We start from the raw sequence: 14,137 nt of genomic DNA on the forward strand, positions 1-14,137 counted from the left end.
CATGAAAGCCTGGCTCATCGGCCTGACCGCCATCGCGGTGGTCAGCGACTCGATGCTGATTCCCTTCTATCCGCACTTTTTCGAGAGTGCGTTCGGCGTGACCGACGCCGGTCTGGTCGGCCTGTACATCGCCGCCTGCTGCCTGACGGTCATGCTGGCCTTTCCGGTGTGGGCGCGGGTGGCGCGACACCTGTCGTTGCTGCCCCTGCTGATCGGTACGCAACTGCTGGCCGGCGTGCTCAGCGTGCTGTGCTACTGGACCGCCAGCCTGACCCAGTTCTGGGCCATCTCGCTGGCCATGCTGGTGTTCAAGGCCAGCTACCTGCTGATCTATCCCCAGATCATGCGGCTGGAGCAGGCCGACGCCCACGGCCGGACCATCGGCTTGCTGTCGGTGATCGTCCACTTCGGTGGCATCGGCGGCGCCTTACTCGGCGGCGCGGTCCTGCAGTGGTTCGAACCGCGGCAGGTGTTCCTGTTGATGGCCGTGGGTGACTTCCTACAGACGGGTATCTGTTTCCTGCTGCGACGCCAAACGCCAGTCCCTTCAGCCGCCGATGACACTGAGGACACATCGACGCCCGCCTCCGGCGCCTCCAATACCCCCGTGGTACTGCGCCTGTGTCTGGTGATGGCGGTGTTCTACTTCAGCGCCTTCCTGGTGCGGCCGTTCTTCGTGCGCTACTGGGAAGCCCTGTCCGGCTGGAGCGATGCGTTCTACGCCGGTGTGATTTTCGCGATTCCCGGCGCTGTGGCCCTGTTCGCGCTGTGGCGCAGCTATCGTCAACCGGTCGCGACCGAAGCCCACTGGCAGATCCTGCCCGCCATGGTCTATGTGACGGTCGGCCTGCTGTTGCAGGCAGTGCCGTCGATGCCCGTGGTCCTGGTCGGCCGCCTGTTGTTCGGCTGGGGACTGTTCCGCGCCACCGTGCGGCTCGACCAGTTGCTTTTCGCCCTGAGCCAACCCCGGGACTACGCCACCGACTTCAGCAAGGTCAGCTTCAGCCAGAACCTGGGCGTGCTGGTCGCCTCCTGGGCCGCCGGCGCCGTGGTCGCCACCACAGGCCTCGATGTTCCGTTCTATCTGGCGGCCGCCGGCCTGGTGCTCAGCGCCGGCCTGTTCTACGGCCTGCTCTATCGTCCGCAACGCCAGACGGGCGTTGCGTCCCCCTCACGTTCCCGCCTATCAAGGAGCGACGCATGAACGCATTACCGGCACAGCAGCCTTTCACCTACCTGGACCCGACTCTCGGCGCCTTCGAGATCCGGCCCCTGCAGGTACCCGACGATATCCCACTGGTCAGGAGCTGGCTGCGCCAGGATCGTGCCCACTACTGGGGCATGCAGTCCATGGACGAGAACGACCTGGCCGCGTTCTACCGGGACCTGCCCGAATCCGGCAAGGGCGATGCCTTTATCGGCTACCACCAGGGCTACCCGGTCTTCCTGATGGAGTGCTACGACCCGGCCCGGGATCCCGTCGGTGAGCATTACACCGTCCAGCCCGGCGATCTGGGGATGCACATCCTGATCGCACCAACGGACACGCCACTCAAAGGTTTCAGCCGCGCGGTCTTCCGCGGCATCATGACGTTCATGTTCCGCCAACTGGGTGCGCAGCGGATCGTGGTGGAACCGGACACCCGCAACGAGGCCATCCACACGCTCAACAAAGCGGTCGGTTTTGTCTACGAACGCCCCATCGAACTGCCGGACAAGACCGCCGAGCTGGCGTTCTGCACCGCCGCCCAGTTCGAGGCGACCCAGCCACGGAGAGCCTCCCGGAAAACGCCGCAGCGCCGCCCAGACCCGCGCACGGTCAGCGATCATCTGCAACCAGCGATCTGGGAGAAGGTCAACCGGCTGTTGGTGCGCAAAGCCATCAGCGAACTGTCCCACGAGCGGGTGCTGGCGCCGGATCCGATCGAAGGCGAAGACGGACGCTATCGACTGTTTGCCGACGACGGCACCACCGAATACCGCTTCAACGGGCGCTGCATCACCCTGGATCACTGGCTGGTGGATCCGGACAGCCTGGAGAAGTGGGCCGATGGCGGCCAGGGTGAGATCGATGCCAGTCGCTTTATCCTCGAATTCCGCGAGCAACTGGGTATCTCCGAGGCCATGCTGCCCACGTACCTGGAGGAAATTTCCAGCACGTTATACGGCAGCGCCTTCAAGCACCATCGATCCAGCCCCACCGCCGAGGCGCTGACCCGGGCCGACTTCCAGACCGTGGAAGCCAGCATGTCTGAAGGCCATCCCTGCTTTATCGCCAACAACGGTCGGATCGGCTTCGATGCGCTGGACTATCCGGCGTACGCCCCCGAATCCGGCCAGCTGGTGCAGCTCCTGTGGCTCGCCGCCCATCGTGACGATACGGTCTATGCCGGCACCGACGGACTGGACCACCGCAACCTGCTCCGGGATGAGCTGGGCGAAGGCCAGTTGCGCCGCTTCGACGACCGATTGCGCAACGACGGCCACGACCCGGCCGACTTCCACCTGATCCCCGTTCATCCGTGGCAGTGGTACAACAAACTCGCCCACCTGTTCGCCAAGGCGCTCGCCCAGGGTCGCCTGGTCTGTCTGGGCTACGGTGAAGACCAGTACCGCGCCCAGCAATCGATCCGCACCTTCTTCAACCAGGACCAGCCGGAAAAGCGCTACGTCAAAACAGCCCTGTCGATCCTCAACATGGGCTTCATGCGCGGCCTGTCGCCGTATTACATGAGCACCACGCCGGCCATCAACGATTTTATCCACAACCTGATCAACCAGGATCCCTACCTGTCGGACACCGGCTTCAGCATCCTGCGGGAAGTGGCCGGGGTGGGTTACATGCACCCGGATTTCGAGACCACCCTCGACAAGCACAGCCCCTACCGCAAGATGCTCTCGGCGCTGTGGCGCGAAAGCCCGATCCCGACGCTCAAACCCGGTCAACGACTGATGACCATGGCGTCCCTGCTGCACGTGGATAACGACGGCCGCGCCGTGCTGCCAGCGCTGATGCGGGCGTCGGGCCTAGCGCCGGAGGACTGGCTGAGACGTTACCTCAAAGCCTACCTGAGCCCGCTGCTGCACTGTTTCTATGCCCACGACCTGGTGTTCATGCCCCACGGCGAAAACCTGATCCTGGTGCTGGACGACCAGGTGCCGGTGCGCATGATCATGAAGGACATTGCCGAGGAAGTGGCGATCATGAACGAGGAGGTGGTGCTCTCGGAGAAAGTGCAGCGTCTGGCGGTGTCCGTGCCGGAAGAGCTGAAGATCCTGTCGATCTTTACCGACGTGTTCGACTGCATCTTCCGCTTTATCGGCGGCCTTCTCGAAGAGCAGGGGGATATCGGCGAGGACCGGTTCTGGGCCCTGGTGGCCGACTGCGTGCACGACTACCAGGCCGCGCACCCGCACATGGCCGACAAGTTTGCCGCCCACGACCTGTTTGCACCGGAGTTCACGCTGTCGTGCCTGAACCGTCTGCAACTGGCCAACAACCAGCAGATGATCAACCTGACGGATCCGGCGGCCAACCTGCAGTTTGCCGGCACCCTGAAGAATCCGATTGCGGTTTATGCGAAGCGGCCGGAGACGGTGGCGACGGCCGGGGACTGAGGGACACAAGCAACCTGACGGGCCGTCCCAGGGACGGCTCGGAAGCTAAAGCGTCCGCTACATTACCCAGCCAACTCGAGCCTGTAGCAGATGCTTCAGCTTCTGAGGCGCCGGCAGGCGCCATCATTACAAACGTCCTTCAAGGGCATGTTTTACCAAGAGGCTTTTGCACGAAGTCTGATCGAAACCCATGGAGGCCATCGCTGGAGCCGAGGACAGGGATGTCCTCATCGCATAAGCGGCCACGGACGGCCCTCTTAGGCGACGGAAGCGATGGCCTCCATTGGTTTCAGACGCCAAACTCAATAGAAATCCTCTCTACAACCAAACCCTTACCGCAACCGCCGCCGAGCCAGAAGATAAATGAAATAACTGCCCCCAAGGATGGCCGCAAGCGTCCCCGCCGGCATCTGCTTGGGATAAAGCAGCACCCAGCCCAGCCAGTCGGAGAACAGCATCAACACCATGCCGACCAGCGGTGCCAGCCACAACTGCGGCCAGACCTTGCGCGCGCCCATCAGCGTCGCCACGTGGGGCGCCAGCAGGCCGACAAAGGCAATCGGCCCCATCAGCGCCGTGACCAGGGCGCAGCAGGCGCACACCAACACCAGCAGCACCAGACGGGCCCGGGACGCATTCAGACCACGCGCCTGGGCCATGTGATCGCCCGCCGAGATCAGCGTCAGCCAGCGCCCGGTCGCCAGCGACAACCCAAACAGCAGCACCGTGCCACCGGCGAACCAGAGCGCTTCGGCATCGGACACCCGATAGGTGGACCCGGACAGCCAGCCAATAATGGCGTAGGCCTGGTCGCTGCCCTTGGCGAGCACGAATTGCACCAGCGCCTCGATCAATGCCGACAGGGAAATCCCCACCAGAATCATGATGCCCGGGGCGTAGTGAGCCCGTCGCCCCAGCAGCAGAAGCAACACCAGAACCCCGGCGCTACCGGCAAAGGCAACGAAAGGCCCGGCTTCATGAATCGAACCGCCGATAAACACGGTGAAGGCGACCAGGGCAAACGTGGCGCCGGCCGACATCCCCAGGATATCGGGGCTGGCCAGGGGATTGCGGATCAGCCGCTGCAGGATCAGGCCCGCCAACGCCATGCCGACCCCGGCACAGGCGGCCGTCACCAGTCGCGGCCAGCGCAGGGACAGCACCAGATCCGACGGCCACTGGAAGGCGACCCAGGGCTGACGCCAGCTGAAGGCATCCGGCACGAAACAGAGCCCCAGAATCACCAGCACCATCACGGCCACCGGCGCCAGCCACCAGGACCAGCGACTGACCCGGGCCGCCCCTTCCGGCAGCTGCAGGGCCGTTTGATCCTTCGCCGACAGCTTGCGACGCACGAACCAGATCAAGGCCGGCGCGCCGATCAGGGCCACGGCCGTCCCGCTGGGCAACAGATCCGGGAGCCAGTCGCTGGCCATCACGGCCAGGCTGTCCGTCAACAGCAGGCCGGTTGCGCCCAGCAGCAGGCTGAAGCACAACTCATCCCGGGGCGTGCGGGCACCCATGGAGCGGGCGATGTTCGGCGTGATCAAACCAATGAAGCTGATCACTCCAACAGCCGTGATGGCACTGGCCACCAGCCACAGGGACAGCATCAGCAACACGATCAGGATCGGCCCGGTGCTCAAGCCCCGAGCCCCGGCACCGGCATCCCCCAGCCGCAACAGGGCCAGCGGTCGGGGGGCGATCAACAGCACCAGCAGCGCCACCGACAGCTTGGGCAACAGCCACTGCACCCAGCTCCAGTCGGTCTGGGTCAGGTCGCCGGCGCCCCAGATAAACAGGTTCTGGGTGGCGTACTGGTTGAGCAGGATGACGGCGGTCGCCACTGCGCCCATCAGGATATGGGTGGCCATGCCCGCCAGGATCACCGGCAATCCGCTGAGGCCGCTGCGCCCGGCGATCAGCAGCACCAGCACAACCGACGCCACGGCGCCGCCCAGGGCAAACCAGGAACGCCCATCCGGCGCCAGATCCGGCCACCAGACACTGACGCACACCAGCGCCAGCCAGGCCCCGGAGGCGGCCCCGAGAGTCATCGGCGACAGCAGCGGATTCTGGGTCACCTGTTGCAGCAGACTGCCGACCAGGGCCATCACGGCACCGACCAGAATGGCCAGCACCACGCGCGGCAGGGCGGCGTAGACAAACTGGATGTCGTCGAAGGTTTCCGGTGCTCGACCGAGGATCAGCGACCACTGCTGCGACAGGGACAGCGTCGAGTTGAGGTGCAGGTGCCACAGCAACGCCAACAGCAGGACCGCCAGCGCCGCCAGGTAACGACCGGCCGCACCCTGCCAGAGGGCCGGGCGGGGACTTGCCAGGGTGTCAGTACCGGACATCACGGCTCGATCGTCAGCAACGCGTCCGTCATGGCTTCCGCCAGGTAGCGTAACGACAGGGCGCCACCGTAGGACCAGGTGGATACAACACCCGCCACGTGACCGGCCTTCACCACCGGCATCGCCTGCCACAGGGGTGATTCGAACAGTTTCTCCACGCCCGGCGCCGGCTTGAAATAGAGCAACACGTCGTCGGCCTTGAGCGTGCTCAGGGTGACCATTTTCTTCTGGGTCACCCCCCACTGGCTGGGTGGGATATCGAGCGCCGACGCCAGCCCCAGTTCACGCAGGACATAACTGGACATGGCGTTCTCACCGTAGACGAACACCACGGCGTTGTTGTTGAAGCGGATGTTGGCGACTCGCGGCAGGTCCGTACCAAAATGAGCGTGCAGCTGCTGTTTGAGCGTGTCAAAGCGGGTGTCCATGGCCGCCAGTTTCTGCTCGGCCACGTCCTCCTTGCCGAACAGATGGCCCAGCTTGCGGAAGATCCGGCGCGCCACGGTGGCGTTGTTGTGATCGGCACTGAAGGCATCGAAGTAGAGCACCGGCGCCACCTGCTCCAGCCGATCGATCAAGTCTTCCTGACCGTTGGCCAGGATGATGACGTCCGGTTTAAGTGCCGCCAGTTCCTCGATGCTGGGCTCGTCCCGGGTGCCGATGTCCGCCACGCCTTCGGGAATGGACGGCCGCACCACCCAGGTGTGGTAACCGTCGATATCGGCCACGCCGACCGGTTTGACGCCCAGCTCGACCACGTCTTCAGTCATGGCCCAGCTCAGGGTCACCACCCGCTGGGGCGTGCTGTCGAAGGTGTGCTCACCACGAGCGTCCGTGATGGTCACCGCCCCCAGGGCCTGGCCGCAGAGCAGCCCTGCCAACAATAAGACGAAGAAGCGGAATACGCCTCGAATCACCATAAAGGCCTCCGACAGTCAGGCGACGACAGCAACCGGACGTGACTTGCCGGGCTGGGGAATGAGTTGGATATCGATACCGTAAAGCTGGCTGAGACGATCCCGGGTGAGCATCTCGTCGGGCGTGCCGTCAAACACCAGCTCGCCGCCCTTGAGCGCCAGGATGCGGTCGGCGTAGCGGGCCGCCAGATTAACGTCGTGCAGGATCGCCACCACGCCGCGACCGGTGTCCTGGTTCAGCTGACGCAGCAGGCCCATGGACTCGTACTGGTGGGACAGGTCCAGCGCCGAGGTGGGTTCGTCCAGCAGCAGCAGGGGTGATTGCTGGGCCAGCAGCATGGCGATCCAGGCCCGCTGGCGTTCACCGCCGGAGAGCTGGTCGGTCAGGTGGTCGGCATACTCCAACACACCGGTCTGGGCCATCGCCTCATTGATGGCCTGGGCGTCCGTCGCCCGCCAGCGACCAAACAGGCCACGCCAGGGATAGCGCCCCAGGGCTACCAGTTCGCGCACGTTCAGGCCCGCCACCGGCGGCAGGTGTTGGGGCAGGTAGGCGATTTCCCGGGCCAGCGACCGTTGGGAATAAGCGTCCATCGGGCGGCGATTGAGCCGGATCTCGCCGGCATCCGGCGCCATCTGGCGCGCCAGCAGATTCATCAGCGTGGACTTGCCCGACCCGTTGTGACCGAGAATGACCGTGAATTCGTGACCGGAAATCGAAAGCTCCGGCAGCGCCAGGATATCCCGGCCGTCCCGGTGGACGCGTATGCCGTTCAGTTCAAGCATCGTGCAACAGCTCTTCTTGCAGGCGGGTGAACCGGACCTCGTCCTTCTGCTTGGGGCAGGAAGCGCACAGTTCACCATCGTGGCGGCGGTAATGCATACAACAGCCCTTGCGGTCGAGCACCAGCGGGGTACGGCCATCGGCCAGGGGCAGCGGCATCAAGGCACTCTGGCCTTCCAGCCCCATCGCCCGCAGCCAGGTCCAGGCCAGTTCCAGCCGCTGGGTCTGGGTCAGCTCAGGGCGAATCCGGTCGAGTCCGGCGATGGCGCTCAACAGGCTGTCCGCCGCCAGCCGCAGGGCATTGAGGGGTTTGATCAGCGTGATCTCGCGCAGCTCTGCCAAGAGGCTGTCGCAGAGTGCGCGCAGGGCCTGCCCGCCACGCTGGGTCAGCTGCGCTTCCGTGCCGTGCTCCCAGCCGTCGTCCGGCAGCGAGTAACCCGCCACCATCAAAGTGCCCACGTTCTGTCGCAGATCCTGGAGCGGCGGCAACACACCGGCACCATGCACACCGATCACCGTCAGGATGATCGGCTGCCACACCATCAGCCCCCAGGTCCGCACGGACCAGTAGGGCATGCCGGCTTCCGGGTAGGCTTCACTCAGGGTGGCGTAGAGGGTTTCGAGGACCGCCCGATTGTCGTCCCGCGCGCACAGGCACTGGTCCACCGGCGGCACCTGATCGCCGGCCAGCACCGGATTGATCTCGGCCGAGATCGCGTAAAAACGATCCAGGGCGATGTGCTGTGCCAGAGACTGTTGGGCCATGGACATCGTGCAACGGCTCCCGCGGGTGTGGACGTCAGTCGGCCGGGACCGGACTGATCAATAATGATCCGCAGTTTACCGAGCGCCTTTCGTCAGCGCAAATGCAAATTGATCGCATTTAATTTCTCGTCACCACCTGCCCACCCCGTCAAGAGACCCGTTGTGCCGGACAGGGGAGTTCGGTAAACTTCGCGCATCTCCGGGGGAGTAGTCTCCGCGAAGGACAGACTGGTTCATTCAGTCGGCCTTCCGGGTGGCGGTCAACAAACTTGAGGCACATCCTCATGGCTGCCACGTCCCACCTGTCATGGGATTGACGAGACCTGGGATAACGCGGTCTGCCGTTGGGGCGGAAGGCCGGGTTGTCCCTGTGTCATCGTAAATCCGCCCCTGCTTGGAGATTCAATGGACGCCTTCCTATCCTCTACCTTCGCCGTGGCCATCGCGGAAATCGGCGACAAGACCCAGTTGTTGTCCCTGTTCCTGATCTGCCGTTTCAGTAAGCGGACACCCATCATTCTGGGCATCCTGTTTTCCACCCTGCTCAACCATGCCCTGTCCGCCCTGCTCGGCGCCTGGATAGCCAAGCTGATTCCCGCCAGCTGGCTACCCTGGATCGTCGCCACCAGCTTTATCGCCATTGCGCTGTGGCTGTTGATTCCCGACAAGGACGACAGCGAGGATGCCGGCCTGCTGCGCTATGGCGCGTTCTTCGCCACGCTGATCATGTTCTTCCTGGCGGAAATCGGTGACAAGACACAGATTGCGACCGTGGTGCTCGCCGCCCGTTTCGACGATACCGTCATGGTCGTTCTGGGCACCACGGTGGGCATGCTGCTGGCCAACGTTCCCGTCATCCTGGCCGGCCAGTGGCTGATGGATCGCATGCCCCTGGCCACGGCCCGCCTCTTTGCGTGTGGGCTGTTTATCGTGCTCGGGGTCATCACCCTGGTCGGGGCCTTCAGCGGCATCAGCCTGACGGCCGGCTGATTACTGATTCGTCATGCGTTTTTGCCGCAATCCAGCGGTGCGAGAGAAGAAACGCGCCGCACTCTGTGGAATAATGGGCTTTCTTAATAGGTGCCTATAAAGTAAACAGGTCGGCAGGCATCCCTGCTGGCCTGCGGTTCAACGAAGTGACGGAACACCTGTCCCAAGGATTTCAGTAATGACATGTTTCAGACGGGGCCTGATGGCAGCCTGCCTGCTGTTCTCCACCCAGGCTGCACTGGCCGGGCAACCGGTGATGCCGATCAAGGGCGACCTGATCGGTCACATGGAGACCATGAAAACCCGCTATGAAGACACCTTTGCGGACATCGGCACCCGCAACAGCATCGGCTACCTGGAGCTGGTCCACGCCAATCCGGGGGTCGATCCCTGGCTGCCGGGCGACGGCACGCAGATCACCCTGCCGGAACAGCACATCCTGCCGGATGCCCCACGCAAGGGCATCGTCATCAACCTGGCCGAGTTCCGTCTCTACTATTACAGCGATGACGGCGTGCAGACCTACCCGGTCGGCGTCGGCACCGAACAGAACCCGTCACCGCTGACGCAAGCCAAGGTCACCATGCGCCTGGAATCCCCCGCCTGGTACCCGCCCACCAGTGTCCGCGAAGAGTACGAGAAAAACGGGGAACAGCTGCCGCTGATGGTGCCGCCGGGGCCGGAAAACCCACTGGGGCCCTACGCCCTCAAATTGAGCGCCAAGGGCTACCTGATCCACGGCACCAACAAGAAATTCGGCATCGGCATGCAGGTGAGCCACGGCTGCATCCGCATGTACAACGACGACATTTCCCAACTGGTGTTCGAGGTGCCCAAGGGCACGCCGGTGCAGTTCGTCAAGCAGCCGGTCAAGGTGGGCATGAGCGGTAACGAAGTGTGGCTGGAGATCCATCGTCCCAAGGAAGAGATGGACAAGGCCGCCAAGGACCAGCTTTGGAAAGACGTGATGCAAAAGATGGACAAACTGCTCGACAAACATCCCGGCATCGAATTCCAGCGCCATGCCGTGGAACTGGCGGTGGACCAGGCCGACGGCGTTCCGCGCCTGGTGGGTGAGCAGGTTCGCCAGATGGCCCAGAACCACGACAAAGAGACCGACGACAAGCCGTCGCTCTAACGGCGCTCCTGAAGAACACTGAGTTTCTGCGCGGGCCCTGACCCGCGTTATCGCAGCCAATCGATAACAATAAGGACACCGTCATGGCTAAAGCGGTACTGATCACCGGCGCCAGCTCCGGCCTGGGCGAGGGTATGGCGCGGGAATTTGCGGAACGGGGCTACGACCTGGCGCTGTGCGCCCGCCGCACTGAACGCCTCGAAACCCTGAAAACCGAGATCCAGCGCCGCCAGCCCAACATCCGCATCCTGATCCGGGCCCTGGACGTGAACCAGCACGATCGGGTCTTTGACGTGTTCAACGGATTCCACCAGGACCTGGGCCGACTCGACCGCATCATCGTCAATGCCGGCATCGGCAAGGGCCAGCCCCTCGGTTCCGGCGGCTTTCACGCCAACCGGGACACCGCCGAAACCAACTTCGTCGCCGCCCTGGCGCAAATGGAAGCCGGCATGGCCATCCTCCGCTCCCAAAACGAGGGCCAACTGGTGATAGTCTCTTCGGTTTCGGCGATCCGTGGCATGCCCGGTAACGTCACCACTTATGGCGCCACCAAAGCCGGCGTCGCCGCGCTCGCCGAAGGCCTGCGCGTGGAACTGGCAAAAACCCGCTCACCGATTCGCATCACCACGCTCTTTCCCGGCTATATCAGCACCGCCATCAACGCCGACATCAAACACAAGCCCTTCGTGGTGGACGCCGAGACGGGCTGCCGCGCCATGGTTAAAGCCATCGAATCCGGAAAGGCCGACGTCTATGTGCCCGGTTGGCCCTGGCGCGCCATCGGGTTCATCATGAAACGGGTACCCACGTCCCTGCTGGCCCGGATGCTCTGAGTAACATCGGTTAATCCCCCCCGGTCAGGGAACGTATACTCTATAGACGGATCTTAAAAGCCAGGCGAGGGGCCAAACGCCCTCGCCCGGACGCAGCGAGCGGAGACCGATGGCCATGATCTGCAGTCAACGCCTCAAGCACAGCCTGTTCGCGTGGATGCTGGGATTAGGAGTCCTCCTGGTGCTGGCCGGATACGTCCAGGCCCAGTCGTCGGGTTCGGCCTCTTCGGGCAACGCCCGCCTGTTGACCGTCAACGGCGCCATCAGCCCGGCGACCATGGATTACCTGATGCGGGGTCTGGAGCAAGCCGCCGATGACCAGGATCCGCTGGTGATCATCGCCATGGACACGCCTGGCGGTCTGATGTCGTCCATGCGCAGCATCATCAAGGCTATCCTGGCCTCTCCGGTTCCGGTGGTCACTTACGTCTCGCCGTCTGGCGCACGCGCCGCCAGCGCGGGCACCTATATTCTCTACGGCAGCCACATCGCCGCCATGGCGCCCGCCACCCACCTGGGATCGGCGACACCGGTCCAGATGGGCGGCCTGCCCGGCCAGCCGGAGGAATCCCCGGCTCCGGACAAACAGCCGCCTGCCGACGACAGCAACAACGCATCAAAAGAAGAGCCCCATCAGGGCGGCAGCGCCATGGAGCGTAAGGTGCTGGAGGATGCCGTCGCCTACATCCGGGGCCTCGCCGACCGCCACGGACGCAACGCCGACTGGGCCGAACGGGCGGTGCGAGAGGCCGTCAACCTCAACGCCAACGACGCCCTGAAACAGAACGTGGTCGATGTGGTGGCCCGGGACATTCCCGACCTGCTGCAGCAGATCGACGGCCGAAAAGTGGTCATGGCCGACGGCGAGCGGGTGCTGCAGACCGCCAACCTGACCGTCAAGCGCGCGGACCCGGGCTGGCGTACCGACTTGCTGTCCGTGCTGACTGATCCCAACGTCGCCTATTTCCTGATGATCATCGGTTTCTACGGGCTGATCTTCGAGCTGGCCAACCCCGGCAGCCTGTTCCCGGGGGTGATCGGCGCCATCTGCCTGGTGCTCGCCCTGTTCGCCTTCCAGGTCCTGTCGGTGAACTACGCCGGGCTGGCGCTCATCCTGCTGGGCCTGGCGTTTATCGTGGCGGAGGCCTTCATGCCCAGCTTCGGGGTGATGGGGCTGGGCGGCCTGGCCGCCTTTGTGGTGGGGTCGGTGATCCTGATGGACGGCACTCACCAGGCCATTTCCCTGCCGATCATCGGCGGCACCGCCGCGGTGGCCGGCGGTTTCCTGCTGTGGGCGGTGACCCGGTTTGTCGGGCTGCGCAAACGACGCGTGGTCAGCGGCAAGGAGCAGATGCAGGGTGAAAGCGGTATCGCCCTGGATACGTTTGTGATCGACGACGATCACTACAAGGGACATGTCCGACTGAATGGTGAGCGCTGGAACGCCACCAGCACGGCCGCGGTCCATGAGGGCCAGACCGTCCGCGTGGAGGCCATCGATGGCCTGACCGCCCGGGTCAGCCGCCAGGACGACACGGCGGACGCCCCAACGACGCACTGAATCAGGACAACCAACCGGAGGGAACAACATGCTGGGCAACCTGATACCGTACATTGCACCTCTCGTCATCCTGCTGATCATTCTCGGCAGTGCCATTCGCATCCTGCCGGAATACGAGCGCGGCGTCGTGTTCTTCCTGGGGCGCTTCCAGGGCGTCAAGGGACCGGGGCTGATCATCGTCATTCCCGGGATTCAACAGCTGATCCGGGTGGACCTGAGGGTGATCACGCTGGACGTTCCCAGTCAGGACGTGATCTCCAAGGACAACGTCACGGTGAAGGTCAACGCGGTGCTCTACTTCCGCGTGGTGGATCCGGAAAAGGCCATCATCCGGGTGGAAAACTACGGTGCGGCGACCAGCCAGCTGTCGCAGACCACCCTGCGTTCGGTGATGGGCAAACACGATCTGGATGAGATGTTGTCCGAACGGGACAAGATCAACGCCGATATTCAGGAGATCCTGGACACACAAACCGAGGAATGGGGCATCAAGGTCGCCAACGTGGAAATCAAGCACGTGGATCTGGATGAATCGATGATCCGGGCGATCGCCCGTCAGGCCGAGGCGGAGCGGGAACGCCGGGCCAAGGTCATCCATGCGGACGGTGAATTCCAGGCGTCACAGAAGCTGGTCGAAGCGGCGGATGTCATGTCCCGCAATCCGGCAGCCCTGCAACTGCGCTACCTGCAGACCCTGGCCGATATGAGCAACAACAACAGCTCCACCATCGTTTTCCCGCTGCCCATGGACATCATGAAGAGCTTCATGAATCCGGCTGGCGACAAGGCCCCCAAACCGGAAAACAGCCCGGAATAACCCAATCTGCAGACACAAAAAAAGGCCGGTCAAGCCGGCCTTTTTCGCATTCGTCAGAGCAACTTACTTCATGCTCGACTTCTGCAGCATACGCTTGGCGCGCTCGTTCGCTTCTTCAGCGGACTTCTGCGCTTGCATGGCAGCAGACATGGCTTCTTCTGCTTTTTCATAAGCAGCGTTGGCGCGGCTCTGTGCAGAGTTGGCAGTGCTCAGCGCGTTGCTGGCTGTCTGCTCTGCAGAGTTCGCAGTTGCTGCTGCGTCATCAATGGCTTCCTGGTTGGCTGTGCTGGCACAACCAGCAGTCATAGCGGTGGCCAGTGCAAAACCTGCGATCGTCAACTTACGCATTCT

The 14,137-nt window shown here is 63.5% G+C and carries 12 protein-coding genes; 7 read left to right on the plus strand and 5 right to left on the minus strand.

The window, feature by feature from the left end:
* Window position 1 precedes the first annotated feature (1 nt).
* A complete protein-coding gene (locus tag JL474_RS09815) occupies window positions 2–1,204 on the plus strand; it encodes an MFS transporter (protein ID WP_203141945.1) in 1,203 nt (400 codons plus the stop codon).
* Entirely contained in the window at window positions 1,201–3,618 is a 2,418-nt protein-coding gene (locus JL474_RS09820; protein WP_203141946.1) for a GNAT family N-acetyltransferase, read from the plus strand. Before JL474_RS09815 ends, JL474_RS09820 begins: the two co-directional genes overlap by 4 nt.
* A gap of 332 nt (window positions 3,619–3,950) precedes the next feature.
* Here JL474_RS09820 and fhuB read toward each other — a convergent pair whose 3' ends face one another.
* From fhuB to JL474_RS09840, 4 genes are read right to left on the minus strand one after another with little or no spacing between them, the layout of a single operon-like run.
* A complete protein-coding gene (gene fhuB / locus JL474_RS09825) occupies window positions 3,951–5,978 on the minus strand; it encodes a Fe(3+)-hydroxamate ABC transporter permease FhuB (RefSeq protein WP_203141947.1) in 2,028 nt (675 codons plus the stop codon).
* Window positions 5,978–6,898 (minus strand): ABC transporter substrate-binding protein, encoded by a 921-nt coding sequence (locus JL474_RS09830; protein WP_203141948.1) that lies wholly within the window; start codon window positions 6,896–6,898, stop codon window positions 5,978–5,980. Before JL474_RS09830 ends, fhuB begins: the two co-directional genes overlap by 1 nt.
* Before the next feature lie 15 nt (window positions 6,899–6,913).
* A complete protein-coding gene (locus JL474_RS09835; protein ID WP_203141949.1) occupies window positions 6,914–7,681 on the minus strand; it encodes an ABC transporter ATP-binding protein in 768 nt (255 codons plus the stop codon).
* A complete protein-coding gene (locus JL474_RS09840) occupies window positions 7,674–8,444 on the minus strand; it encodes a siderophore ferric iron reductase (protein WP_203141950.1) in 771 nt (256 codons plus the stop codon). Before JL474_RS09840 ends, JL474_RS09835 begins: the two co-directional genes overlap by 8 nt.
* 405 nt (window positions 8,445–8,849) lie before the next feature.
* On the opposite strand from JL474_RS09840, the gene JL474_RS09845 reads away from it, so the two are divergent.
* The 5 genes from JL474_RS09845 (at window position 8,850) to JL474_RS09865 (ending at window position 13,786) form a co-directional block, all read left to right on the plus strand.
* Window positions 8,850–9,434: a TMEM165/GDT1 family protein gene (locus JL474_RS09845; RefSeq protein WP_203141951.1), complete on the plus strand. Its 585-nt coding sequence runs from the start codon at window positions 8,850–8,852 to the stop codon at window positions 9,432–9,434.
* 202 nt (window positions 9,435–9,636) lie between these two features.
* Complete coding sequence (locus JL474_RS09850; protein ID WP_236012216.1) at window positions 9,637–10,572, plus strand: L,D-transpeptidase family protein; 936 nt, start codon at window positions 9,637–9,639, stop codon at window positions 10,570–10,572.
* An 83-nt stretch (window positions 10,573–10,655) separates the two neighbouring features.
* Entirely contained in the window at window positions 10,656–11,408 is a 753-nt protein-coding gene (locus JL474_RS09855) for an SDR family oxidoreductase (RefSeq protein ID WP_203141953.1), read from the plus strand.
* 109 nt (window positions 11,409–11,517) lie between these two features.
* Window positions 11,518–12,969: an NfeD family protein gene (locus tag JL474_RS09860; RefSeq protein WP_236012182.1), complete on the plus strand. Its 1,452-nt coding sequence runs from the start codon at window positions 11,518–11,520 to the stop codon at window positions 12,967–12,969.
* A gap of 28 nt (window positions 12,970–12,997) precedes the next feature.
* The gene (locus JL474_RS09865) at window positions 12,998–13,786 is read left to right on the plus strand and encodes a slipin family protein (protein ID WP_203141954.1); all 789 of its coding nucleotides are present in this window, start codon (window positions 12,998–13,000) and stop codon (window positions 13,784–13,786) included.
* 63 nt (window positions 13,787–13,849) lie between these two features.
* Here JL474_RS09865 and JL474_RS09870 read toward each other — a convergent pair whose 3' ends face one another.
* Complete coding sequence (locus tag JL474_RS09870) at window positions 13,850–14,134, minus strand: Lpp/OprI family alanine-zipper lipoprotein (protein ID WP_123633598.1); 285 nt, start codon at window positions 14,132–14,134, stop codon at window positions 13,850–13,852.
* Window positions 14,135–14,137: the final 3 nt, after the last annotated feature.

It is taken from the genome of Marinobacter mangrovi, from assembly GCF_016798325.1.
Lineage (GTDB): Bacteria > Pseudomonadota > Gammaproteobacteria > Pseudomonadales > Oleiphilaceae > Marinobacter_A > Marinobacter_A mangrovi.